This window comes from Acinetobacter sp. V104_13 (assembly GCF_031798995.1).
Lineage (GTDB): Bacteria > Pseudomonadota > Gammaproteobacteria > Pseudomonadales > Moraxellaceae > Acinetobacter > Acinetobacter pittii.
In genome coordinates this window covers 195,977-220,559 of record NZ_JAVQNP010000026.1, presented here as the reverse complement: position 1 = coordinate 220,559, position 24,583 = coordinate 195,977, and the positions used below count along the sequence as shown (strand labels likewise).

At 39.4% G+C, this 24,583-nt stretch carries 23 protein-coding genes; 11 read left to right on the top strand and 12 right to left on the bottom strand.

All coding sequences use genetic code 11. The features are described from left to right. Positions 1-209 precede the first annotated feature (209 nt). Both ptsP and RMB06_RS12430 read right to left on the bottom strand, forming a co-directional pair. Entirely contained in the window at positions 210-2,504 is a 2,295-nt protein-coding gene (gene ptsP, locus RMB06_RS12435) for a phosphoenolpyruvate--protein phosphotransferase (protein ID WP_032042099.1), read from the bottom strand. Positions 2,505-2,589: 85 nt separating this feature from the next. Beyond that, the gene (locus RMB06_RS12430) at positions 2,590-3,075 is read right to left on the bottom strand and encodes an RNA pyrophosphohydrolase (protein WP_000567255.1); all 486 of its coding nucleotides are present in this window, start codon (positions 3,073-3,075) and stop codon (positions 2,590-2,592) included. A gap of 182 nt (positions 3,076-3,257) precedes the next feature. On the opposite strand from RMB06_RS12430, the gene RMB06_RS12425 reads away from it, so the two are divergent. The 3 genes from RMB06_RS12425 (at position 3,258) to RMB06_RS12415 (ending at position 6,338) form a co-directional block, all read left to right on the top strand. Further along, positions 3,258-3,908, top strand: coding sequence for an HAD family phosphatase (locus RMB06_RS12425; RefSeq protein WP_002115098.1), 651 nt, complete (start codon positions 3,258-3,260; stop codon positions 3,906-3,908). Positions 3,909-4,097: 189 nt separating this feature from the next. Continuing rightward, positions 4,098-5,537 carry a DUF2252 domain-containing protein gene (locus RMB06_RS12420; protein ID WP_311079703.1) on the top strand — a complete coding sequence of 480 codons (1,440 nt, stop codon included), beginning with the start codon at positions 4,098-4,100 and terminating at the stop codon, positions 5,535-5,537. Positions 5,538-5,591: 54 nt separating this feature from the next. Further along, positions 5,592-6,338 (top strand): sporulation protein, encoded by a 747-nt coding sequence (locus RMB06_RS12415; protein ID WP_017385688.1) that lies wholly within the window; start codon positions 5,592-5,594, stop codon positions 6,336-6,338. A gap of 34 nt (positions 6,339-6,372) precedes the next feature. Here the strand turns inward: RMB06_RS12415 and RMB06_RS12410 are convergent, their stop codons facing one another. Both RMB06_RS12410 and RMB06_RS12405 read right to left on the bottom strand, forming a co-directional pair. Continuing rightward, complete coding sequence (locus RMB06_RS12410; protein WP_005066023.1) at positions 6,373-7,236, bottom strand: LysR family transcriptional regulator; 864 nt, start codon at positions 7,234-7,236, stop codon at positions 6,373-6,375. 115 nt (positions 7,237-7,351) lie between these two features. Beyond that, on the bottom strand, positions 7,352-7,606 hold the full coding sequence (locus RMB06_RS12405) for a DUF2061 domain-containing protein (protein WP_017482004.1): 255 nt from the start codon (positions 7,604-7,606) through the stop codon (positions 7,352-7,354). A 237-nt stretch (positions 7,607-7,843) separates the two neighbouring features. Here RMB06_RS12405 and leuC point away from each other — a divergent pair, with 237 nt between their 5' ends. The 4 genes from leuC to leuB all read left to right on the top strand — a co-directional run bounded on the left by leuC (position 7,844) and on the right by leuB (position 11,743). Further along, complete coding sequence (leuC, locus tag RMB06_RS12400; RefSeq protein ID WP_002115007.1) at positions 7,844-9,262, top strand: 3-isopropylmalate dehydratase large subunit; 1,419 nt, start codon at positions 7,844-7,846, stop codon at positions 9,260-9,262. Positions 9,263-9,280: 18 nt separating this feature from the next. Next, entirely contained in the window at positions 9,281-9,928 is a 648-nt protein-coding gene (gene leuD / locus RMB06_RS12395; RefSeq protein ID WP_311079699.1) for a 3-isopropylmalate dehydratase small subunit, read from the top strand. A 112-nt stretch (positions 9,929-10,040) separates the two neighbouring features. Beyond that, positions 10,041-10,625, top strand: a complete 585-nt coding sequence (locus RMB06_RS12390) for a hypothetical protein (protein WP_005066026.1) — start codon at positions 10,041-10,043, stop codon at positions 10,623-10,625. Positions 10,626-10,663: 38 nt separating this feature from the next. Further along, a complete protein-coding gene (leuB, locus tag RMB06_RS12385; protein WP_311079698.1) occupies positions 10,664-11,743 on the top strand; it encodes a 3-isopropylmalate dehydrogenase in 1,080 nt (359 codons plus the stop codon). Positions 11,744-11,795: 52 nt separating this feature from the next. Here the strand turns inward: leuB and RMB06_RS12380 are convergent, their stop codons facing one another. Continuing rightward, on the bottom strand, positions 11,796-12,203 hold the full coding sequence (locus RMB06_RS12380) for a hypothetical protein (protein ID WP_213385079.1): 408 nt from the start codon (positions 12,201-12,203) through the stop codon (positions 11,796-11,798). A 175-nt stretch (positions 12,204-12,378) separates the two neighbouring features. Between RMB06_RS12380 and RMB06_RS12375 the strand changes: the two genes are divergently transcribed. After that, on the top strand, positions 12,379-12,750 hold the full coding sequence (locus tag RMB06_RS12375) for a lysozyme inhibitor LprI family protein (protein WP_311079695.1): 372 nt from the start codon (positions 12,379-12,381) through the stop codon (positions 12,748-12,750). A 51-nt stretch (positions 12,751-12,801) separates the two neighbouring features. Here RMB06_RS12375 and infA read toward each other — a convergent pair whose 3' ends face one another. After that, positions 12,802-13,023 carry a translation initiation factor IF-1 gene (infA, locus tag RMB06_RS12370; protein WP_001284370.1) on the bottom strand — a complete coding sequence of 74 codons (222 nt, stop codon included), beginning with the start codon at positions 13,021-13,023 and terminating at the stop codon, positions 12,802-12,804. A 263-nt stretch (positions 13,024-13,286) separates the two neighbouring features. Between infA and RMB06_RS12365 the strand changes: the two genes are divergently transcribed. Further along, a complete protein-coding gene (locus RMB06_RS12365) occupies positions 13,287-14,297 on the top strand; it encodes an AraC family transcriptional regulator (protein ID WP_005066032.1) in 1,011 nt (336 codons plus the stop codon). 26 nt (positions 14,298-14,323) lie between these two features. On the opposite strand, the gene truA is transcribed toward RMB06_RS12365, so the two are convergent. The 5 genes from truA to asd form a co-directional block, all read right to left on the bottom strand. Next, positions 14,324-15,121, bottom strand: coding sequence for a tRNA pseudouridine(38-40) synthase TruA (gene truA, locus RMB06_RS12360; protein WP_199992558.1), 798 nt, complete (start codon positions 15,119-15,121; stop codon positions 14,324-14,326). Between the two features lie 14 nt (positions 15,122-15,135). Continuing rightward, complete coding sequence (locus RMB06_RS12355; RefSeq protein ID WP_199977390.1) at positions 15,136-16,107, bottom strand: asparaginase; 972 nt, start codon at positions 16,105-16,107, stop codon at positions 15,136-15,138. 59 nt (positions 16,108-16,166) lie between these two features. Beyond that, complete coding sequence (locus RMB06_RS12350; protein ID WP_311079693.1) at positions 16,167-17,429, bottom strand: hypothetical protein; 1,263 nt, start codon at positions 17,427-17,429, stop codon at positions 16,167-16,169. A gap of 59 nt (positions 17,430-17,488) precedes the next feature. After that, complete coding sequence (locus RMB06_RS12345; RefSeq protein ID WP_270906769.1) at positions 17,489-18,838, bottom strand: FimV family protein; 1,350 nt, start codon at positions 18,836-18,838, stop codon at positions 17,489-17,491. A gap of 148 nt (positions 18,839-18,986) precedes the next feature. Then, a complete protein-coding gene (asd, locus tag RMB06_RS12340) occupies positions 18,987-20,105 on the bottom strand; it encodes an aspartate-semialdehyde dehydrogenase (RefSeq protein ID WP_005066045.1) in 1,119 nt (372 codons plus the stop codon). 187 nt (positions 20,106-20,292) lie between these two features. On the opposite strand from asd, the gene RMB06_RS12335 reads away from it, so the two are divergent. Together RMB06_RS12335 and gltP are read left to right on the top strand one after the other, a co-directional pair. After that, a complete protein-coding gene (locus tag RMB06_RS12335; RefSeq protein WP_311079690.1) occupies positions 20,293-21,402 on the top strand; it encodes an endonuclease/exonuclease/phosphatase family protein in 1,110 nt (369 codons plus the stop codon). Positions 21,403-22,100: 698 nt separating this feature from the next. After that, the gene (gltP, locus tag RMB06_RS12330; RefSeq protein ID WP_033849512.1) at positions 22,101-23,387 is read left to right on the top strand and encodes a glutamate/aspartate:proton symporter GltP; all 1,287 of its coding nucleotides are present in this window, start codon (positions 22,101-22,103) and stop codon (positions 23,385-23,387) included. Positions 23,388-23,442: 55 nt separating this feature from the next. Here gltP and RMB06_RS12325 read toward each other — a convergent pair whose 3' ends face one another. Next, positions 23,443-24,543: a glycosyltransferase family 4 protein gene (locus RMB06_RS12325; RefSeq protein ID WP_311079687.1), complete on the bottom strand. Its 1,101-nt coding sequence runs from the start codon at positions 24,541-24,543 to the stop codon at positions 23,443-23,445. Positions 24,544-24,583 lie beyond the last annotated feature (40 nt).

Here is a 24,583-nt window from a genome sequence, read left to right as displayed (position 1 = left end):
TTTAATAACGCTCTGTAAATATACTAGGAGTAGAAGTCTTATTTTTCAAATGGATTAAACTGTCAATATTAATTTAAAAAACCGATTATATGTTTATTTAAAAGATTAAGATGGCGGCAATAGTGAGATGAAATTTTTTATATTTAGTTGTAGTAGACGTGATCTCAAATGAATAAAGGAGAGCATTGCTCTCCTTTATTGTTTATATATTAAACATTTACGATTCGATTCGATTTAACCATATCCGCTAAACCGTGAGTTTTAAAATAGTACTCAAGCCAACTTTTCACGATGAGTGGATTATTCATTTTCATGACATCTTCCAGCAATTTTTGTGCATCTGTCATAGGGACATGACAAATTGCTTTTCTTACTCGCAAAATGTTACTCGAACTCATTGAAAGGGTATTAAAGCCCATTGCCATGAGCAAAATTGCCGATAACGGATCACCTGCCATTTCACCACAAATACTGATAGGTTTTTTGTATTCATGACATTCTTTAACTAAGCGGGTTAGCGCACGTAGAATGGATGGGTGGAAATGCGAGTAAACGTTGGCCACATGTGGATTATTACGGTCAACTGCAAGTAAATACTGAGTTAAGTCATTTGAACCGACCGAGAAGAAATCGACGAGTTCAGCAAACTCATCAATTTGTAGCAGTACGCTCGGCACCTCAACCATAATTCCAATTTTTGGTTTGGTAATTTTAACTTGCTCTTCTTCTTGCACTGCAATCCAGTCACGCTCAAGTAAATAAAGTACTTCTTCGACTTCACTGACTGTAGTGACCATTGGCAATAAAATATGCAAATTATTTAGACCAATACTGGCTTTGAGCATGGCGCGAATTTGCGAAGAAAAAATCTCGGGATGATCGAGCGTGAAACGAATACCACGCCAGCCTAATGCCGAGTTTTCTTCTTCAATACTGAAATACGGCAAGTCTTTATCAGCACCAATATCCAGAGTTCGCATCACCACAGGTTTGTTGGCGAAATGGCTCAACTGTTGACGGTAGATTGCGCGTTGTTCTTCTTCACCCGGGAAACGTTCCCGTAGCATGAATGGAATTTCACTTCGGTATAGACCAACACCTTGAGCACCGCGTTGTACTCCACGGACTACATCAATCATGAGGCCCGTATTCACATAGAGCTGAACAGACACACCATCTGGAGTAATCGCTTCTTTAGTCTCGTATTGTTTGAGATCTTTTGCGATTTGCTCATCTTCTTTTTGAATTTCCTTATAACGTTGGCGTAAACGACGTGGAGGATTAACAAAAACACGGCCCTGATAGGCGTCTACAATCATTTCTGCATCATCAAGTGTGTTCACTGGCAGTTCAGTTACACCAACTACGGTCGGAATACCTAATGCACGAGCCACAATCACCATATGTGAGTTGGCTGCACCTTCTGATGTCACAATCGCTGCAATATTGTCTACTGGCAACTCTACAAGTGCTGCAGTACTAATCTCTTCACCAATTAAAATACTGTCTGGACTCAGGTCACGATGGCTAGAGTCTTCTTCTTGCAAAGAGGCTAAAATACGTCGCCCTAAATCTTTAAGGTCGGAAACTCGTTCACGAAGATAGTCATCTTCCATTTGTGCAAAAAGGGCAGTGTGTTTTTCAATGACACGACGTACTGCACCTTGTGCCCAATGTCCATCACGAATCAGTTCTTTAATTTCTGCAGGTAATGCATTTTCATCTAGCATTCTTAAGAAAACACTAAATAAAGCGCGCTCTTCGGCCATGAGAGAATCATGCATTTTTTCATCTAAAGAACGAATCTCTGAACGAACTGATGAAATGGCTTGATCTAAAATTCGAAGTTCATCGCTAATATCTTCTGCTTCACGATCAGGCACAGAACCCAAATCGGCAGGCGGATATAAAATAATAGCGCGACCTAAAGCAACACCGCCTGCACCTGAAGCGCCTTGAAAGGTTTTGTAGGCAGGTCCATTACTCGGCTTACGAAATACGTCAATATTACCCACTGCATGAGCATGAGCAATAACGCCAGAAAGCTGGGCACACAGCGTAACTAAAAAAGACTCGGCAGCTTCACTAAAATCTTGAGGAAGTTTGTTTTGGACAACCAAAACACCCATAACCTTACGACGGTACATGACAGGTACGCCGAGGAAAGAGTTATAAATTTCTTCGCCTGTTTCAGGTAAATACAAGAAACGCTCATGTTTTGGCGCATTGTCAAGGTTAACGATTTCTTCACGTTGCCCGACCAGACCAACCAAGCCTTCACCGAGTTGCAAAGATACGTGGCCTACAGATTCTGGATTTAAGCCTTTAGAGGCCATCAATACATAGCGCTGGTTACGTTCATCGAGTAAATAAATAGAGCAAACATCCACTTTCATGGCCTCAGCAACCTGATTAACCATGATGTCTAATGATTCATGCAAACTGACGGACGCATTAACCTCTTGGACAATGCGCCGTAGAGTGTCGAGTTGCATGTTTGACATGGATGTATACTCCAGTATTTTTTTAGACTATGAATGTATTTATAACAGCACTTTTAATAAAAATCATTTGCTAGATAAATGATTTTTAGGGTAATTGTTGCATCGGCAACTGTGTACACAACTCCACCATGGCTTTACGATAAACATCACGCTTGAAGTTCACCACTTGTCCAAGAGGATACCAATAGCTAACCCACTGCCATTCATCGAATTCGGGCGGGTCGGAAAGGTTTAACTGAATATTTTTTGCAGGCGCAGTTAACTTCAGTAAAAACCATTTTTGTTTCTGTCCGATACATACGGGGTCAGAGTCTGACCGAATGTACCGATGTGGCAAACGATAACGCAGCCATCCTTTGGTTTGCGCAATAATCTGGACATGTTCGGGCAATAAGCCGATTTCTTCTCTCAGTTCTCGAAAAAGTGCCTGTTCAGGGGTTTCTCCAAACTGGATGCCTCCTTGTGGAAATTGCCAAGCATTGTGACCAATGCGCTTTGCCCATAAAACCTGTCCATCATCGTTTGCCAAAATGATCCCGACATTCGGTCGGAAACCTTCTGAATCGATCATTTGGCTACCTAAATATTGTCTATATCGTTGACTTTAATCGCGGGGACAAACACTTTTTTATGTCCAGCTCGAAAAGATCAAAGTAAAATGTTTAAATTGCTACGATCTTAACGAATTTCTATCGACTAGCGGAGATAGATTTACATTTTTTTTCTTAAATTTCAGTTTAAACGAGAATTTTCATGAAACTGGCGTTGTTTGATTTAGACCATACCTTGTTAAATACCGATTCAGACCATTCTTGGGGTGAATTTTTAGTCAATGAAGGTTTGGTTGATCCGGTTCATCATCGTCAGATGAATGATAAATTTTATGAAGATTACAAAGCAGGCCAACTTGACCCGTATGCTTATAATGAATTTGTTTTTGGATTTTTAACGCAACATGACAATGACTACTTAACTGAGCTCCACCAATTGTTCATGCAAAAAGTCATTCGTCCGCAAATGCGTCCAAAAGGTTTTGACGCAATCAAAAAACATCAAGATTTAGGCCATACCATTGTGGGTATTACGGCAACAAGTGATTTTATTACTGCACCGATTTTTCGTGAATTTGGGATTACTGAAATTTTAGCCACCAATGCTGAAGTGGCTGACGGAAAATATACAGGTAAAGTTGCTGGTTTAGCGTGTTATCAAAAAGGCAAACTTGCACGTCTAGATGCATGGTTGGAAGGCCGTAACGTGTCTGAGTCTTGGGCGTATTCCGATTCAATTAATGACCGTTTTTTACTTGAATATGCAACGCATGCAATTGCAGTAAATCCTGATGATCGCCTTGAAAAACTGGCTCAAGAACACAATTGGGACATTCAGGACTGGTCGATTTAAAATTGTGGAGTTGGAAGAACAATTTGAAAAGTTTTGAGGTCTTCCAACTCTTAACTATATTTAAAATCATTTTTTAATATTTCTTATAAATCTTAGCTAAAAAAAGATATTGCTATGATTAATAAAATAAATTTTATCTTGGTAAAGATTTCAGAATATAAAAAAATTTAATTTAAAAATGAGGGAATAATGTCAAAAACAACACCAATTAAATTACCAAAACAACTTTGGAATGATGAAAGTATTGATTTAACACGTCATAGCTATCAGGGGAAACTACTAAATAAAAGCGAAGGCTTCAAATTAGGTAAGGCTCAACGTAAAAAAGTTCCACGTGAACACCTATCAAAGCTTTCTGAACGACCAAAAGGTACAACTGCCTTAACGGTCTATGATTGGAGTAACCAAGGACGTTTAGAAAAGCTCAAGCCGATTCGTGCAAAACGGATGAGTGTTTCTCCATTTACATTTTATCGTGGCATGCCTTCTTTGATGCTATTTAACCAAGCGTGGGAGCAGGCAAATTCAGGGTTGTTTCAACAGATTTGTGGTGATTGTCATTTAAGTAATTTTGGTGGTTTTGCAAGTCCAGAACGTAACCTGTTATTTGGAATTAATGATTTTGATGAAACTTTAGTTGCCCCATTTGAATGGGATGTAAAGCGCTTAGCAACCAGTTTTGTGATCGCGGCGCGTGATATTCATCTTGCAGAGAAAGTCGGGTTAAAAGCAATTAAAATAATGCTGAATAGTTATCGTCAGCACTTATTAGAAATTACAGAACTTTCACCACTCCAAGTTTGGTATGAAAAAGTTGATGCCAGTACATTATTAGAAAATACTGAGTGTCGAAAACTAAGAAAGAAACGCGAGAAGCATCTTGATTCAGCACAGAAAAGAACGGCGTACTCTGTTTTGCCGAAGCTTACCCAGCAAGATCAAGATACAGGATTTCGTCATTTTGTGGATGATGCGCCGTTATTATGGCATCCAAGTGCAAATGAGCCATTTGCTAAAGATGTGGATGTATTCTTTCAACAATACCGTGATTCTTTGAAATACGATCGCCAAGTGCTTTTTGATCGTTATCAACGTACAGATGTAGCTTTGAAAGTGGTGGGTGTCGGAAGTGTTGGTACACGATCAGCGATTGCATTATTTCAGGATGCAGATCGGGAACCGTTAATTTTACAAATGAAAGAAGCGAATCCATCAATTCTCAGCCCGTTATTTGTAGACAAGGTAAATCACGAAGGTGAGCGTGTAGTGCATGGTCAGCAGCTCATGCAGGCTGCAAGTGATATATTTCTTGGGTTCTCTTCCATATCAAATCAACATTTTCATGTACGTCAGTTACGTGATATGAAAATTTCGGTTGATCTTAGTGACATGGATGATGAGTATTTCTATGAGTATGCCGAAAGTTGTGGTTTAGCATTGGCTCATGCCCATGCTAAATCTGGAAATGCAGATGTACTTATGGGATACCTTGGCGAAGGTAATACGATAGTAGAAGTATTACAAACGTATGCAGAAGAATATGCGGAACGTAATCTAAATGACTATGACCAATTTATGAATGAAGTTGCAGATGGTAAGATTCAGCTCGCTGGAGATGATGCACTTTAATAATAAGTATGCTGCTACAGATGACAGGAAATAATTCGAAAGGTTAGAGAAAAAATGTTTAGTAAAATTATGTCTGGTTTGGGTCTTCAAGGTGTGACGGTAGAAACTGTTTTACAGAACCCAAGCTTGCAAGCAGGCAGCACATTGCATGGGGAAATTAGCTTTAAAGGTGGGTCATCTGATAAAGAGATTAATGGTCTTTATTTGCAATTGGTGACGATGGCAGAAGTCGAATCTGGTGATCATGAGTTTAACCAGCCTCTAGTTTTACAAGAGTGGTTAGTGAACTCTCGATTCCTCTTGCCGGCACATCAAGCGCATTCTTTCCCTTTTAGTATTCAACTACCATTTGAGACACCGATTACAGAGGTTGCTTGTCGAAGAAATGGTGCACGTGTTTGGATTCAAACCCATATGGATGTTGATTGGGGATTAGATGCAACTGATCGTGATTATCTAAAGGTTCTGCCAACTCCAGCCATGCAAATATTTCTACAGGCTATGCAGCGATGTGGCTTTGTTTTATCGACAGTAGATGTAGAAAAAGGGCAGCTTACTGCGCGAAATTTTAGATCAACGATTGGTTGTTACCAAGAGCTTGAATTTGTCTCTTCACATATGTTTAGCGGATTTAATGAGGTTGAAGTTTCTTTCGTTGCTGAACCTAACCAAACTCACGTTATGCTTGAAGTAGACCGCCATTTTCGATCAGATCAGCTATTAACGATGACGATTCCACATCATATGCTTGATGAAAACCAAATGGTGCAACAAATTCGAAGCCTCTTAAAGCTTGGATAAATTAAATTAGAGTAGATGCTTAAATAAGAGTCTTTTATGCATCCTGCATCATTTTAATCAACTCCTGCATGGCTCTAGATTGAGTACGTGCAGGATGCCAAACCATACCTAATTGACGATTCATCTCAACATTTAAATCAAGCTGCTGCATATCCTGATTCAACAGAGTTTTTGGTAAAACTGACCAACCCAAACCAATTGACACCAACATACGAATAGACTCAAGAGGGTTATTGCTCATGGTGATTTTTGGTTTAAGTCCTTGTTTTTCAAACTCAGCTAAAGTGATTTGAGCAGTATAAGTTTGTGCAGCAGGTAATAAGCTTGGATATTCAATTAAATCTTGTAAGGTAAGATTCTTCTTTTGTGCCAGCGGATGAAAAGGGGCAGCAACAAAAACTAAAGGATCATTCCAAATTGTAATGTAGTTAAGACGCTCATCTCCTGAAGGAGGAAGCGTTAAAAATGCTAGTTCTAAATCACCAGCCAATACTTGTTCATGGGCTTGCTCTGAATCAACAAAATGCACATCTAAGGTAACTTGAGGGAATTGCTGAACAAAATGCTTAAGTGGTGCGGGTAAATGGTGCAAACCAATATGGTGACTCGTACCGACTTTTAAGCGGCCTTGTACCTGAGTTTGTTCATGGCTCAGCGTATGGTGAATATCACCCAGCTCATTTAACCAGTTTTTAACTTTAGGAAGTAATGAATGTGCAGCATGAGTTGCCTGAACACCACGCCCTGCAGATTCAAATAGTTTTACGCCAAAATATTCTTCTAAGCTGTGAATTCGTTTGGTAACAGCAGGTTGAGTAATAAATAACTGATCTGCTGCCACAGAGATAGACCCTGTTTCCATAACTTTTACAAAAGCTTCAAAGGCTGCAAGATTCATAATACAACTCAACTTGGAATAGAAAAATCGAGGGGCTAAAGTTGCCGAGCCAAAATCGTATCATGCTTGCAGCAAAACGAGTGAGAAAGTTGTGAATTACCGCACTAATCTTAGCCTAAGCCGTTGTTTCTTTTTCAGCTAAGGCTGATACGCGGCGATCTTTAGCAGCCCAAACTTTTTCATGGAAGAAAAAAGCAAAAGCTTGTACGGTTGGTTCAAGCATACTTAATGTTAAAGCCATCCAGATATTACCTGTTACAAAGTATGCGACTAGCATTGCGACAGTAATATGCATAATGTAATAGCTTAAGGTTTTCTTTAAGGTACGTTGATTATTTATAACGAATTTTTGGATATTAGCCATGATCATTCTCTTTAGCCACTTTAGATATTTTTAGTATAGGCATTAGAGTATAAGATTAAAAATTGATTATGCAAATGATAATCATTAACAAAAACGATTTATTAAATTTGAAGTACCTTGCGGAAATCATAATTTATTCCAAAAAGTTTTCTAATTTATAAAAATGATAAATTAGATTTATGTGAAACTCTGGCTATAATCGAATAAAGATCAGAATTACCCAGTCCAATGGAGCAAGACGACATGGCAGGCAAAACTTTATATGACAAATTGTGGGATGACCACGTTGTTTCACAGCGTGATGATGGCTCATGTTTACTATACATTGACCGTCATTTATTGCATGAAGTGACAAGTCCACAAGCATTTGAAGGTTTGCAACTTGCGGATCGTCAACCATGGCGTTTAAGTGCAAACGTTGCTACACCAGACCACAACGTTCCAACATCTAAAAAGGAACGTGACCAAGGCATCGCTGGTATTGAAGATGATACATCTCGTATTCAAGTTCAAACCTTAGATGACAACTGTAAAGCCTTTAATATTGTTGAGTTTAGTATTAATGATATTCGTCAGGGGATTGTGCATGTAGTTGGGCCTGAACAGGGCTTAACTTTACCGGGCATGACGGTCGTATGTGGCGATTCACATACAGCAACTCACGGTGCTTTTGGTTGCTTGGCGCATGGTATTGGGACATCTGAAGTTGAACATGTGTTAGCAACACAATGCTTGATTCAGAAAAAATCTAAAAACATGTTAGTTCGTGTAGATGGCGTATTGGGTAAAGGCGTAACACCAAAAGATGTTGTCTTGGCGATTATCGGTAAAATTGGTACTGCTGGTGGTACAGGCTATGCAATCGAATTCGGCGGCCAAGTTTTCCGTGATATGTCGATTGAAGGGCGTATGACGGTATGTAACATGGCGATTGAAGCAGGTGCTCGTGTCGGTATGGTTGCAGTTGATGACAAAACTATTGAATACGTGAAAGGCCGTAGCTACGCACCAAAAGGCGAGCAATGGGAACAAGCAGTTGCTTACTGGAACACATTGCATTCAGATGAAGATGCTGTGTTTGATGCTGTAGTTGAGTTAAATGGCGCAGAAATTGAACCACAAGTATCTTGGGGAACTTCACCAGAAATGGTTATTCCAGTTACTGAAGCTGTGCCAACTTTAGAACAAGCGAAAGATGACGTTCAACGTAATGATTGGACACGTGCTTATCAATATATGGGTTTAAATGCGGGTCAAGCATTAGCTGATATTCAGCTTGATCGTGTCTTTATTGGTTCTTGTACGAACTCTCGTATTGAAGACATCCGTGCTGCGGCTGAGGTGGTTAAGGGTCGTAAAGTGGCATCCACCATTAAGCAAGCCATGATTGTTCCGGGTTCTGGTTTAGTGAAACAACAAGCTGAAAAAGAAGGATTAGATAAAATCTTCTTGGAAGCAGGCTTTGAATGGCGTGAGCCGGGTTGTTCAATGTGTTTAGCAATGAATGCAGATAAGTTACAACCAGGTGAACACTGTGCATCGACATCAAACCGTAACTTTGAAGGCCGTCAAGGCAATGGTGGTCGTACTCACTTGGTGAGCCCAGCAATGGCGGCAGCGGCTGCAATCGCTGGTCACTTCGTTGATGTTCGTTCATTTTAATTCGATCTGGAGCAAACCATGAAAGCTTATACAGTTGAACAAGGTATCGTTGCACCATTAGATCGTGCCAATGTTGATACAGATTTAATTATTCCAAAACAGTTTTTAAAGTCGATTAAACGCACTGGTTTTGGCGATAATTTATTTGATGAACTTCGTTATTTAGATGAAGGTTATCCAGGACAGGACAATTCAGTACGTCCAAAAAATCCGGATTTCGTTTTAAACCAGCCTCGTTATCAAGGAGCAACTGTTTTAATTGCTCGTACTAACTTTGGTTGTGGTTCAAGCCGTGAGCATGCACCTTGGGCATTAAATGAATATGGATTCCGTACGGTTATTGCACCAAGCTTTGCTGATATTTTCTTTAATAACTGTTTTAAAAATGGCATGTTACCTGTCATTTTGCCAGAAGAAACAGTTGAGCAGTTATTTAAAGAATGTGCTTCTAATGAGGGATATCAATTAACAATTGATTTAGCAACTCAAGAAGTACGTACTCCAACAGGTGAAGCATTTAAATTTGAAGTTGATCCATTTCGTAAGCACTGCTTGTTAAATGGATTGGATGATATTGGTTTAACTCTTCAAAATGCGGACGCAATTCGCGCTTATGAAGATAAAACTAAACAAGTTCGTCCTTGGGTATTCCAAGAGTTGAATTAACCTTTCGGTACATTTTAAACATAGCCATGGCGTAGCGTTCAAACTCTTGCTAACATGCTAAAGCATAAAAACACCTTAGAATTATGCACTAGATGAGGATTGGGCTTGAACAATGAAGAGGAACGTTACTCATAGCTTTTTGTTGAGCCTGTGCGCAATAACACTCAGTGCTTGTCAAAGCACTTACAATGTAGTGGATACTGTCCGCATTAAGCAGGCTGAACAAGAAAATTTGGGGCAGAATGCAGCAATATATTGTTCGGGCGCGAAGAGTTGTGAATTTGAACGACTAAATGATATTACTGTAGTGGATGCGCAAACACGAAGAATTAGTAATCAGGCAATTCATCAAGGGATTGTGAGATTACAAGGTTCAGTGCTTAGTCAAACTAACAGCTTATATTTATCTGTGCCTGCTAAACAATATGAAGTGGTGATTCGTTTCTATCCGATCTCTCCGGATCGTGCAGAAACATTTCATGTGATTCACCAGTTTAATGCTAACCATCGCTATACATTTAAAATGTACCGGGACAAATCTAACCGTTCGGGTAGTTTGCTGAATGTTTCTGTACCAGATCCATTATGTGTCGATTTAGAACAAGATGGGCATGTCATCCGCCGTTTTTGTCGACCATTTGATGTTACAACGGGACTAGGTGAATTCCTTGAGCAGAAAAAACTAACACCGCGGTAGTTGTAGCACTGCTTGTCTTTGGAAAATGGAAAAAGTTCATGTCTAAACAGATTTTAATTTTAGCTGGTGATGGTATTGGTCCTGAAATTGTTGGGGCAGCAGAAAAAGTATTAAATACAGTAAATGAAAAATTTAATTTATTGTTAACTTGGGAACATGGCTTATTAGGCGGCGCGGCAATTGATGCGCATGGTGAACCGTACCCAGCAGTAACAAGTGAACAAGCAAAAAAAGCTGATGCAATTTTATTAGGTGCGGTAGGCGGACCAAAATGGGACACCATTGAGCGTTCTATTCGCCCTGAACGTGGTCTTTTAAAAATTCGTAGCGAACTTAACTTGTTTGCTAACTTGCGCCCAGCGATTTTATATCCGCAATTAGCAGATGCTTCTAGCTTAAAGCCTGAAATTGTTGCTGGCTTAGATATTTTAATTGTTCGTGAATTGACTGGTGGTATCTATTTCGGTCAACCACGTGGTATTCGTGAACTTGAAAACGGTGAAAAGCAAGGTTATAACACCGATGTTTACTCTGAAAGCGAAATTAAGCGTATTGCAAAAGTAGCTTTTGAACTTGCAGGCTTACGTGGTGGAAAGGTTTGTTCTGTAGATAAAGCTAACGTTTTGGAAGTTACAGAGCTTTGGAAGCAAACAGTCACTGATTTACAGCAAGCAAATTATTCAAATATTCAGCTTTCACATATGTATGTCGATAATGCTGCAATGCAACTTGTACGTGCGCCGAAGCAGTTCGACGTGATCGTAACGGGTAACTTATTTGGCGACATCTTATCTGATGAAGCAGCAATGCTTACAGGTTCAATCGGCATGTTGCCATCAGCATCTTTAGATGAAAATGGCAAAGGTATGTATGAGCCTTGCCATGGTTCTGCACCTGATATTGCGGGTCAAAATGTGGCGAACCCATTAGCAACTATTCTTTCTGTTGCAATGATGCTTCGTTATACATTCCGTGAAGAAGCTGCTGCAAAAGCAATTGAAGATGCAGTAGGTCAAGTGCTTGATCAAGGTTTGCGTACAGCAGATATTATGTCTGAAGGTATGACAAAAGTAGGTACGGCTGAAATGGGTGAGGCTGTTGTAGCTGCTCTTGCTTAAAAGCTCATTACAAAAAAACGCAGCGTTGAGCTGCGTTTTTTGTGCCAATGTTTTAGCAGGCTTTACCCTCATATAAGATTGACTCGGCAATGTCATTTTTAAGCTGAAAAATCACTTTGCAATTGAAATTAATATCATAAGAATTGCCGCTCAGATTTCCTGATTGGACAGGAATAGAACTTCCTCTCATATCAACATTACTCACCATCGGAATTGGAATGCTTAAAGGGCGCAATATTGTATAGATGAGCTGATTGGATGTTTTTTGCGGTGTATTGGCGACTTGAAAACCAAGACTACGTAGGTTGATATCTTGTTGAATGGTCGCCGAGGATTTACCTAAAAAGCCTTTTAAATATTCCTGTAAATCTACGGATTGACGTGGGTGGCTAGCACAACCGTTAAGAAAAATAATGATGAAAGATAATAAGCCAATTTGGCAGCGGGTATATATGTTCATTTTTCTCACTATATAAAATTATATTTATTATTAAAGAACAATAGGTTGGATTTGGAGGCTTGTAAAGTAAAAAAGGAGGATTATGATAAATGGAAGGTAAATTTGTCTATCGATTTATCAATTAAATTTGAACCACTTTAATAATAATTTTATAGAAAACTTAAGGAAGAAAAGCATGAGAAAAATAGTTTTTGCTTTTTTATGCGGCTTTAGCATGACTGTAGTGTATGCAGATAACTGTGATAGTGCCCGTAATACTTACGATGATATTTACTGTACAAATAAAATTTATGCGAGTGCTGATGCGGATCTGAATAAGAACTATCAAGCACTGCGAGTAAAGTTAAACACTACGCAGAAAAATATTCTCAAGAAGTCTCAGCTTGCATGGATACGTCAACGTGACGCAGAGTGTACAGATTCAAATAGAAATAGTGTAGACGTGCAATGTCGTTTACAGACAACGCAAGAAAGAAACCATTGGCTGCAAGAAAGATTGCGTGAATGCCAAACGGTGGGATGTAAAACCAGTCGCTTAAATGAATAAATGACGCAATAAAAAAGCCACATCATGAAGTGGCTTTTTTGCATTCACTAATTAGCGAGCACGGTACGTAATACGACCTTTAGTTAAGTCGTATGGAGTCATTTCGACTTTTACACTGTCACCAGTAAGAATACGAATATAGTGTTTACGCATTTTACCAGAAATGTGTGCAATAACTTCGTGACCGTTTTCAAGACGTACACGGAACATCGTATTAGGAAGCGTTTCGGTGACAACGCCTTCGAACTCAATGAGTTCCTCTTTATTGGCCATAGCCTACCTGATGATCAAATTGGAAAGGCGCAAATTATAGTCAATTTTTTTAAAAAAAACAAGATAGACACACTTCTGCTAAAGCATCTGGTTAAAGTATGACTAATAAAAAAAGATGTAATTTTTTTCACAAAAGAAGTGTAATTCTGTTGTCAGTTTGGTCAATCAACGCTAATCTAAAATCATAGTTATTAGGGACTGTTAATTGCATAAAGGTCAACAGCCCTAAATATCAATGAAGTATCTACATGGAAGGGCACTGCGTGGGTCAGCTAACAGATGCATCAGTTGTATTACGCTTTGGCTACCAAGCGATTCGTCGTGCGGGTTTGCCAACAGAAGAAATATTAACCAAAGCGGGAGTTGCTTTAAATCAGGTCGATACCAATGCACGTACACCGTTAAGTGCACAGTACGCCTTTTGGACTGCCGCTCAGGAAGTCAGTAAAGATCCAGATATCGGTCTGCATTTAGGTGAACATTTGCCCTTGTATCGAGGGCAGGTGATTGAACATCTATTTATTAGTAGTGAAACTTTTGGTGAAGGTCTAAAACGGGCCTTAGCTTATCAGCGACTGATTAGTGATGCATTTGATGCAAAACTTGTAGTTGAAGAAGGGCGTTGTTATTTAACCAATGGTGAACAAATTGGTGCTGACAATCTCGTTAATCGCCATTTCTCTGAATGTGCAATTTCGGGCGTGCTTAGATTTTTTAAGTTCATTACTGAAGGGCAATTTCATCCTATCTTCATCGATTTTAATTTTAGTGAAGGAGCTTCTGAGGATGAATATTTCCGTGTATTTGGCTGCCCGGTTAGCTTAGGTCAGAAAGAGACACGTTTATATTTTGACCCAGCTATTTTGGATTTCCAGCTTTGGCAGGCAGAGCCTGAGTTATTACAATTGCATGAGCAGCTCGCAATTGAAAAATTGCAGGAATTGGCTCGTTATGATCTGGTGGGTGAAGTTCGCCGTGCGATTGGTTCAACGCTTGAAAGCGGAGAAACAACCTTAGAGACGGTTGCTGCCCAGTTGAATATTACCCCACGTCGCTTACGTACTCAGCTAAGCGAGGCGAATACCAGTTTTCAACAAATACTTTCTGACTATCGTTGTCGTTTAGCTAAAAAGCTTCTGGCAAATACCAATGAGAGTGTTGAACGTATTGTGTATTTAACAGGTTTCTCTGAACCAAGTACGTTCTATCGTGCATTTAAGCGTTGGACGAATGAAACACCTGTGGAATACCGCAAGCGTAAACAGCATCGCTAGATAAGTATATGTAAAGTTGGCTAAGCTTACTCAGGTAAGTTTAGCCAATGTGGCCCAAGTGGTGGCTGCGGCAAATCAAACTGCTCAGGATAATTACACTGAATAAAATAAAGGCCATCGGGTGGAGCAGTTACCCCAGCTGCCTTACGATCCTGCGCTGCAAACATTGCATCGATATGATCAATCTCATACATACCTTGACCAATTTCGAGTAAGCAACCGACAATATTACGCACCATGTGATGTAAAAAACCATCTGCTTGAATATCTAAAACTAAATAGCGTCCATGTTCAAATAAACGGCAATGTTTTACATGACGAATAGGCTGGTTTGACTGGCATGCTGCTGCGCGGAAAGTTTCAAAGTTATGCGTTCCTTCGAACTTACTGGCAGCTTTAATCATCTTTTGCACATCTAGCTTTTGGTAAATGTGCGTAACTTGCTTATGTAATAGTGCTGGGCGATGCGGTGCGTTATAGATGATATAGCGGTAACGTCGAGCAGTCGCTTTAAAACGGGCATGAAAATTTTCATCCATCAGTTTAATCCACTGAATGGAAATATCTTTAGGTAGTTGGCTATTTGCCCCTCTTAACCACCCCGTTTCTGGACGAATAGCGTTTGTGTCGAAGTGCGCCACCATATTTGTTGCATGTACTCCCGCATCAGTACGCCCCGCACCGTGAAGTGCAATGGGTTCATCTGCAATTTTACTAAGTACACGCTCGATCGTTTCCTGAACGCTGGCAACGCCTGGCTGTTGTGTTTGCCAACCTCGGTATTGAACTCCGCTAAATTCAATACCGACTGCATAACGTTGCATAGCTTTACCTCTATTTAATGCAAATTTTCATTCCAATGGCTTAGCCATTGTTCTGGGGTTGGGTATTTTAAATAGATTTGAAGTGCTTTTGCATAGAGATCTGCATGACTATGTGCATCACTAATGACAATTTTTGCAGTTTTAGCCCAGGCACTAATCGCATAACGTTGATCAATACCACCGAATGTCACCTGAGTCGTAAGAATTGGAACGCAGCCACGTGCGTAAAGCTCATCTAATGTTGCGAGTAATTCTTGGTTTACTGCAATATTGCCAGTACCAAAACCTTGTAACACTAAAAAGTGTGGTGGCGCAGGAAGTAAGTGACGTAATTGCTGTACTAAGTGCTGTGTTGCAATCGGTTGCATCATCCAGTTTAAAATCTGGAAGGAAGCAGCTCGTTCAATTTGAGCATCTTGTACGATCAATTCATTTTGCTGAGGTGTAAACTCAGCTTCACTAATTAACCCTGAGAATGCATCGAGTTCAGTCGTATGCGTTTTTAATGCAGTTTGCGCATGGAATACTTGATGGTGGAATGCGAGATAAGCTCCTACAGGTAGAACAATCACTTGTTCTAATGCAAGATATAAGTTTTCAATTGCATCCGTAAATTCACGGGTATTATCACCTTGAATATTAAGTAACGGATATTGGCTACCGGTAATCACAATATGACAGCTTTGGCCTAAAAAGCGAGCTAAGGTTGCAGCCGCATAACTGAGCGTGTCTGTACCATGAATAACAACGAAATGCTGGTAACCTTCAAGTTGTAGTTGTTGTATGCGTTGAATCAGGCGTAACCAGTCAGGTGCCGTACATGCACTGCTATCAACAATATTGGGTGCGGCAAAGCAGTCAACTGTTAAGTGTGGGGGAATCACTTTTTCAAGTTGAGGCAAGAATTGCTCATAAGGCATAGGAGCTAGAGGTTCACCAATGCAACCAAAAGTACCACCCATATAAAATAAGGCTATTTTTTTCATATTTTTTGCAGGCATAAAAAAGCAGTCATCTCTGACTGCTTATGGTAAATCGAACAGTTCTAAGAAGCTATGAGATTAAGTAAGTTTTTCGCGCGTTGTTGTTGTTCTGTGTTGAATTTTTGCTCATTGCTTGCCAATAAGGCTTGGGCTGCTGGGTAAGCGCCTAACTTGATATATTGCTCAGCCAGTTTTAAATCGAGTTCATTTTCATCTAACTGTTTTAATTCTGGAAAAGCTTCTACAAGGGGATCTTTAGTTTGATTTGGGGTAGTTTCTTCGCCTACTAGGTCTACAAGGTTTTGAGTTTCAATCTCTGGTGCTGTAACTAATGCAGGCTCGTCTAGCGAAAACTCAATAGGTGCTATTGAATTCGAGTCTAATGGCGCTTGTTCTACCAATTTAAGCTCATATAATGATGAGATCTGTTCATTAGGTTTTACTTCTGGATCTTCATGGGTTAATTCAAGATTAAAATCCAAAGCATTGGTGTTCTCTTGAGCTGCTGGTGCCGCTATTGTCTGGTTTTTTTCCTCAGATTCATGCAGAGGTGCCAAGTCAAAAGAAAACTCTAGGTCAGCTAGCTCATTTGTTTCTTGAGATGGCGATAACTCTGATTTCTGTGTTTGTTGGCTGGTACTTTCGGTAGTCGTGGTTTGCTCAAATGAAAAATTAAACTCTAAAGGTTCAACTTCAACAGCAGGTTCTTGCTTTACAGGGGTATAGTCTTGCTGCAATTCATCAAAAGAAGTTTCAGAAGAACTTGTTGTTAATTGGTCAAACTGAGCTGTTGCATCAGATGTATTTTTTTGCTCTTGGTATGTTTGAGCTTGAGGAAAATCGATCGCATCTGGTTGTCTTGATGACTCATATTCTTTTTGTCTGGCTTCCGCTTGAATGGCTATTTCATTGAGCGCTAAGCTACGAATATGGCTAATCAGTTGAGTTATTGCAAACTCATCTTTTTGTGCAATATGAATCTCAAGTAGCAATAAATAAAGTTCGTGTTGCGTATTATCTTTTTTGAGCGCCTGATTGACTTGAGCTTCAGCGGCTGAGAATTGTTTTTCTCGAATAAGTAGCTGAATCTTCTGACGAACAGCGTCTGGAATAGGACTGCTTTGTGGAGTAGAGGGAATAGATTCATCAACTACATTTACTTTAGTTTTTTCACGCGAGTTTTTAGTTGATTTAGAGTTCGTTTTTTTATTGGTTTTTCTATTTATTGTTTTAGGGGAATTCGACTCTTGCTTTTGGCTATTTTCGCGTTTTTTTAAAATGACAGCGACCACGAGCAATATGATGAATGGAATCACATATAACATTACTTTCCCCTTAAAAAATAAATATTTGCAATATAAAGCGAGCTGACTCTGGTTTTAACTTAATGCTTTTGCTTATGAGTCTGTTGCTGTGCTTGTAACTGCTGTTGTAACTCTGCCAAACGTGCATTCAGAAGTTGAATACGTTGGTCTTTTAAACGTAAAGTTTGATTTAGTTTGGTTACATTCCTTTGTAATGTAACGGTTTTTTCTCTTGTTGTCATAACTTTTACTGCTAACTCAGTATTGTTTTGACTTTGTTGTGTGCTCTTTTTAGCACTTCCATGCGTAGAATTTTGACTGTTTTCAGCCACAATACTCATTTCGGCTTGCTGTAAACGGTATTTTGCTTTGCCAGAAGTTGATTTTGCAGTATGTGCGATATCTGTTTTTGACTTGTTTTGCTGAGGTTTAGCTGCAGGAGAGTGAGCTAGGTTAAGTGCGATTCCCTGACGCAAACGATTTACATCACCTTGAATAAAAGCATGTCGGTTTTGTGTTTGAATATCATGCATGACTTTCGCAACAGGTTGTTTTGTTTTCGCGGCAATACGATTAGCAATGCTCCATAAAGACTCATTTCGCTGTACCACATATTTACCTGATGATGCTGGTCCTTTGTAGGAACTTAACGATTGTTTCTTCGCAGGATTTTGGTTAAGCGCTTTTTGAGGTACAGATTTCTTTTGCGCTGTTAAATTTTTGACCGGAGTTTTTGGTGAATTATTTGTAGGTGTCTTAGCGCTGGTTGGTTTAATTTCTGTCTGATCGGGGGTAGTAGCTGTTGTAACTTGTTGGGTAAGTTGAGTAGAAGAATTTGCACTAAGTGTATTGGATGAATTTGTGTTTATTGCTGGAGCAGTTCCAACGTTAATATTAAGACTGTGTTCACCATTTGAATTATTTGTAGTTGAGGCCGAAGTTGGTGATGCATATCGAGTACTTTCTGGCAGATTTAGAGCAATGTCTTTTTCATTGACAATAAACTGAGGTGACAAAGTATTTTCGTTATTTTCAGTCTTTTTTATAGAAGAAGGCTTAATTACGGTTTTGATATGCTGCAAACGTGTAGCAGAACCTTCACTAATTTTTACTACAATATTTAGTTCAGGATCAATCACAGGGCGAGATGAGGTAATCACAATAACCCCTGAGCCTTGACCGTTTTGGCGTGTATAAAAATTAAGATTTCCGGGCGGCTGATGAGTTACGCCTAACGCGCTTAAATCTTCAGGAGTCGCTAGACTGACTTGTAGATTGGCGTTGGGGTCAGCTTGTTGAAAATTCATTTCGGCATATAACAAATCGCCAGGTGCGGACTGAATTTGTATAGGGTCTAATGTAATCGCATAAATAGAAGGCGAAGACATAATGGTGAAAATGGCAATTTTTAATTTGTTATAAACAGTCATCTCAATCCATGACCTAATAAGTCGTAAAGTCATTCAAAATTATACAATAATGAAATGTAAATAAATTGTAAAATTTTCACAAACCAGTTACGAAAAAGCCGATCTAATGTGATCGGCTTTTTATTTTGACTGAATAATTCAAATCAAATTATGAGCTTTTGTATTCAACTAAAATACGTAACATGCGACGTAAAGGCTCAGCAGCACCCCAAAGTAACTGGTCACCGACTGTAAATGCACCTAGATACTCTTTACCCATGTTGAGTTTACGTAGACGACCTACAGGCACAGTTAAGGTACCAGTTACAGCAACAGGTGTAAGGTCAGTCATAGACGCTTCACGAGTGTTTGGTACAACTTTCGCCCATTGGCTTGAAGTACGAATCATATCTTCGATTTCATCAAGTGGTACATCTTTTTTCAACTTGATAGTAAGTGCCTGAGAGTGGCAACGCATCGCACCAATACGGACACAGTGGCCGTCGATAGGAACAATTTGTGAGTTACCCAAGATCTTGTTGGTTTCAACTTGACCTTTCCACTCTTCCTTTGATTGACCACTTTCAAGTTGCTTATCAATATAAGGAATCAATGAGCCAGCTAATGGCACACCAAAGTTAGCAGAAGGGAAACCTTCACCACGTTGTAACTCGGCAACTTGACGATCAATATCCAAAATTGCAGATTTAGGATCATCTAACAATGTTTTAGTATTGTTGTATAAGTAGCCCATACCAGTTAGTAGCTCACGCATGTTTTGTGCGCCAGCGCCTGATGCTGCTTGATAAGTCATAGCAGTCATCCACTCCACCAAATTATTTTGGAAAAGTGAACCTACACCCATCAACATAAGCGATACTGTACAGTTACCACCTACGAAAGTTTTGGTGCCGTTAACCAAGCCGTCTTTAATAACGTTAAGGTTTACTGGGTCAAGAACGATGATCGCATCATCTGACATACGTAAAGTTGAAGCTGCGTCAATCCAGTAGCCATCCCAACCAGTCGCTTTTAACTGTGGGAAAACTTCAGACGTATAGTCACCACCTTGACAGGTAATAATGACATCCATTTGCTTCAGACTATTAATGTCTGTAGCTTCCATAAGTGCTGGGGCAGTCTTACCACCAAATGAAGGAGCTTCACCACCTGCATTACTGGTAGAGAAATAAAATGGCTCAATATGAGCAAAATCATTCTCTTCAACCATACGTTGCATAAGGACGGAACCGACCATCCCGCGCCAACCGACCAGACCTACTTTCATGTCATTTTGCCTCGGTGCGTTAAAATTGTTAGGGGGAGTTGAGTGTATCAAAAGTGTCCACAACTGCAAGCGTTACAGAAACAAAACACCATCTTTATTGAGTAGAATATCTTGTTTATGTTACATACAAAATTGATAAAGATGACAAAAACTTTAAAAAACAAATCATCTTAAAAGAGAAAATTCAATGATTTATATCGAAGTTCTAGCTGGTCTGGTGATTTGGTTAAGTTTCTGGTCACTTATTCCTCGTGATGAGTGGTGGTTTCGTGGTGCCGACTTCCCTCGGTTGCAGATTCTATTTGTTGGTCTTTTAGCCTTTGTAGGCATGCTGTTTTGGCCAACCGAATGGAATCTCTGGCGTGAAGTCGTGCTAGCTGTGCTCATTGCTGCCATTGCTTATCAGCTTAAAATGATTTTGCCCTATACCTTGTTTTGGAAAAAACAGGTTAAACAGGTGAAGACATCTCAATTAGATCCACAAAAGCAGATTTCCTTAATTGTATCGAATGTGCTCACTCCTAATGATAAATATCATTTATTGCTTGAACAGATCAGGACATTAAAACCAGATTTACTGCTTACATTGGAAAGCGATAAGACATGGGAAAATGCTTTAAGAGAGATTGAAAGTGACTATCCTTATCGCGTTCCTGTACCCTTAGATAACCTCTACGGCATGCATTTATATAGCCGTCTACCTTTATCAAATACTGAAGTTAAATTTATTCTCAGTGATGAAATTCCCTCTATTCATACCACTGTGACTTTACGGTCTGGTATGCCGGTTCAACTCTATTGTTTGCATCCTAAGCCCCCTAGTCCAACTGAGGCGAAGGATTCGACTTTACGCGATGCTGAACTTTTAATTGTGGGTGACCAAATTAAAGATCTAGATGAAAGCTGTATTGTGATGGGTGATTTAAACGATGTAGCGTGGTCACGTACTACACGGTTATTTCAACGAATTAGTGGATTGCTTGACCCGCGTGTTGGGCGACATTTTATTAATACTTTTCATGCGGACTATCCTTTATTGCGCTGGTCTTTAGACCATATTTTCCATAGTACAGACTTCGGTTTAGTGAAGATGCAGCGTTTACCTCATATTGGATCTGATCATTTTCCTGTCTATGTGGTTTTGCAGACTGGTCGAATATTTGAGCATATTCAAGAGGAATTGGAACAAACTCAAGATGATGAAGAAGAGGCACAAAGAGCCATCCAAGAAGGGATTGCAAAGGCTGAGGCTGAAGAAAAAGTAGTAACTGATAAAATTGCACAGCCTTATAAATAAAAAGAATATAAAAAGCGGTGTAAGCAATATCGTACAAAGATTTGAGTCTAGGGCGAATAGGCAGAGTGTTATAAAAACCTTATTCTACATTCATCGGCACACGGAACCGGGAATGGATAGTCCCACGTAAGGATACACAACGCTGATATGGAATAGCATCACGGATCAGATGTTGGAACGGAAACGATAAAAATAATTATTAACCTGAAAGCACAACCTCATTTACCCGAGTTTTGCAGGACGCAGAACTCGGGTTGATATTTTTATATACCTTATAAAATTTATTGCAAATCACATAAATATTTCCAAGATTATCTTATTTTTAAAATCTATTTAATTCGCGTTAAGCCTTCATAAATTTTCATGTACATGTGCGCAATTTTTAATGAAAAAAGATACAAAAATTTTTTTATCTAAGTTTCTGTTTTTATAGATTATTGATGAATAAATATAGGCTTTGATTTATTTAAAGATAAATTGGGGTTGTTTAATTAATAAATCTCAATAGAATGTGCCGATCGTTGACATGTTGGATCGTCAACAGGCATTGTTTTTTACTTCGCCGGATCGGCGGGTTGTGATTTGTTTGTACATTTAAATTTCTGTTTGGAAATTACTGTACATGTTGAGGTTTCACTCTTAGTTAGTGTTCTTCTCCCTCTCATATTTGATACTTTGCGGTGCATAAGGATTGTCTTATGAAGAATTTTAAATTTAGCCTTGCTTGGCAAATTTTAATTGCTTTAATCCTAGGGATAGTTGTCGGGGCTGTTTTACATAACCAGCCTGAAATCAGAGACAGTATTGTGAATAATGTTCTTACCCCACTTGGTAAGATCTTTATTAGCCTGATTAAAATGATTGTTATTCCAATCGTTTTCTCTACCTTGATTTTAGGTATTGCAGGTGTTGGCAGTACGAAAAGTTTAGGGCGACTTGGTTTTAAAACCATTCTCTATTTTGAAATTATTACGACTATTGCTATTTTGGTTGGCTTGGTTGCAGCAAATATTTTCCACCCAGGCTCAGGCATTGATATGTCTCAGTTGGTGCAGTCGGATATTTCTCAATATAAGCATACAACTGAAGAAGTTCAGTCTCAGTCACATGGTTTAATTCAAACAATATTATCGCTTATCCCAACGAACATTATTAGTTCAATGGCGCATGGCGAAATGTTACCTGTGATTTTCTTTGCTGTGCTATTTGGTATTGGTTTATCTTCTTTACCAGCAACCACTAAAGACCCATTACTAAACGTATTTCATGCAGTTTCAGAAACGATGTTCCGCGTAACGCACATCATCATGAAATATGCACCAGTGGGTGTATTTGGTTTAATCGCTGTAACTGTTGCAAACTTCGGTTTTGCTTCACTTATTCCATTAGGTAAATTAGTTGTATTGGTTTACGGTGCAATCTTCTTCTTTGCATTTGTTGTGCTTGGTTTGACTGCAAAAATGTTTGGAATCAACATCTTTATCTTGTTTAAGATTTTAAAAGATGAATTGATTTTGGCATATTCAACTGCAAGCTCGGAAACAGTATTACCGCGTATTATGCAAAAAATGGAAGCTTACGGTGCGCCAAAAGCAATTTCCAGCTTTGTGATTCCAACTGGTTATTCATTTAACCTTGATGGTTCTACGCTTTACCAAAGTATCGCGGCAATCTTTATTGCACAGCTTTACGGTATTGAAATGTCAATCAGCCAACAAGTTATTTTGGTTGTAACATTAATGATTACTTCTAAAGGTATTGCTGGTGTTCCTGGCGTATCATTTGTTGTGTTATTAGCGACATTAGGTAGTGTTGGTATTCCTGTAGAAGGTTTAGCATTTATTGCTGGTGTTGACCGTATTATGGATATGGCTCGTACAGCGTTGAACGTTGTTGGTAATGCACTTGCTGTACTAGTAATCAGTAAATGGGAAAAACAATACGACTCTGAAAAAGCTGCCGCTTATGAAGCAACATTTAAATAAGATGGCTTTCTTTTAGTTGTAAAAAACCCGCGAATATCGCGGGTTTTTTATTGGGTTATTTCAAAACGCGTTGGTATAGTTCTAGTGTTTGATCACACATATCTTTTAAGCTAAACATAGTGACAGGAGCAACGATTTGAGGTTGTTCAATATGATTTTTTACAGTCTCTATTAAAGCTTTTTCATTTTCTACTTCAACAAGACCTTGCGGATAGACATTCGATAAAATCTCGGCAACACCGCCCCGGTTCCAACCAACCACTGGCGTACCCACTGAAAGCGCTTCTAAGGCTGTTCTACCGAATGTTTCTGCCTGATTGGATAGAGATAGCACAATATTGCTAAAAGCCAGCCATTCGCGAATATCAGAGCGATGGCCTACGAAGGTAATTTTATCTGCGAGCCCTTTGCTTTGAATGGTGCTTTGCAACTCACTTAAATAGGCCTGTTTTTTAGCATCGGCACCACCCACAACAACAGCATGTAGTTGAGGATATTGCGTCTGAAGTTGTTGCATCAGTTCAATTAAACTTTCATGCCCTTTTAAACGCGTAATACGACCAGGTAAGCAAAGTAAAAACTTATTTTCAAGCTCAGGAAAGTCATTAAAAACTTGATTAAACCATTGTGCTGAAGGCTGGTAATTATGCGGAAAAGCAGCTGGGTCAATCCCTCGATAAATCCGCACAATATCTTGCGGTGGACAGTTTTTATAATGGTCAGTGATGTATTTAACCACGCTGTCAGAAACAGCAATCACTTTTTCAGCTTGAGTCATAATGGCACTATAACGATTAACCGAATAGAAACCATGTACAGTGCTAATGAGGTGAGGGCGTTTGTTTGCAGGTATTTTTCTTAAGGCAAAGTGAGTAAGCCAAGCTGGTACACGAGAGCGCACATGAACAATATCAGGTTGATGCTGTTCAATAAGCTCGCGTAAAGGACGAATTTGCCACAAGCTCGACAATGATTTTTTATGAATAGGCAGCGTTAAGTGCGTAGAACCTTCAGCTTTAAGTTGTGAAACCAAACGCCCACCATTAGACACAACCAGAGATTGATGGCCCTGCGCAACCAGTGCACGTGCAATTTCCAGTGTGCCGCGTTCTACGCCACCGCTATTAAGTTCTGGGAGAAGTTGCATCACTTTCATTGTTTTTTGCCTTTAGGTTGTAGCAAAGTGGGGGCTTGCG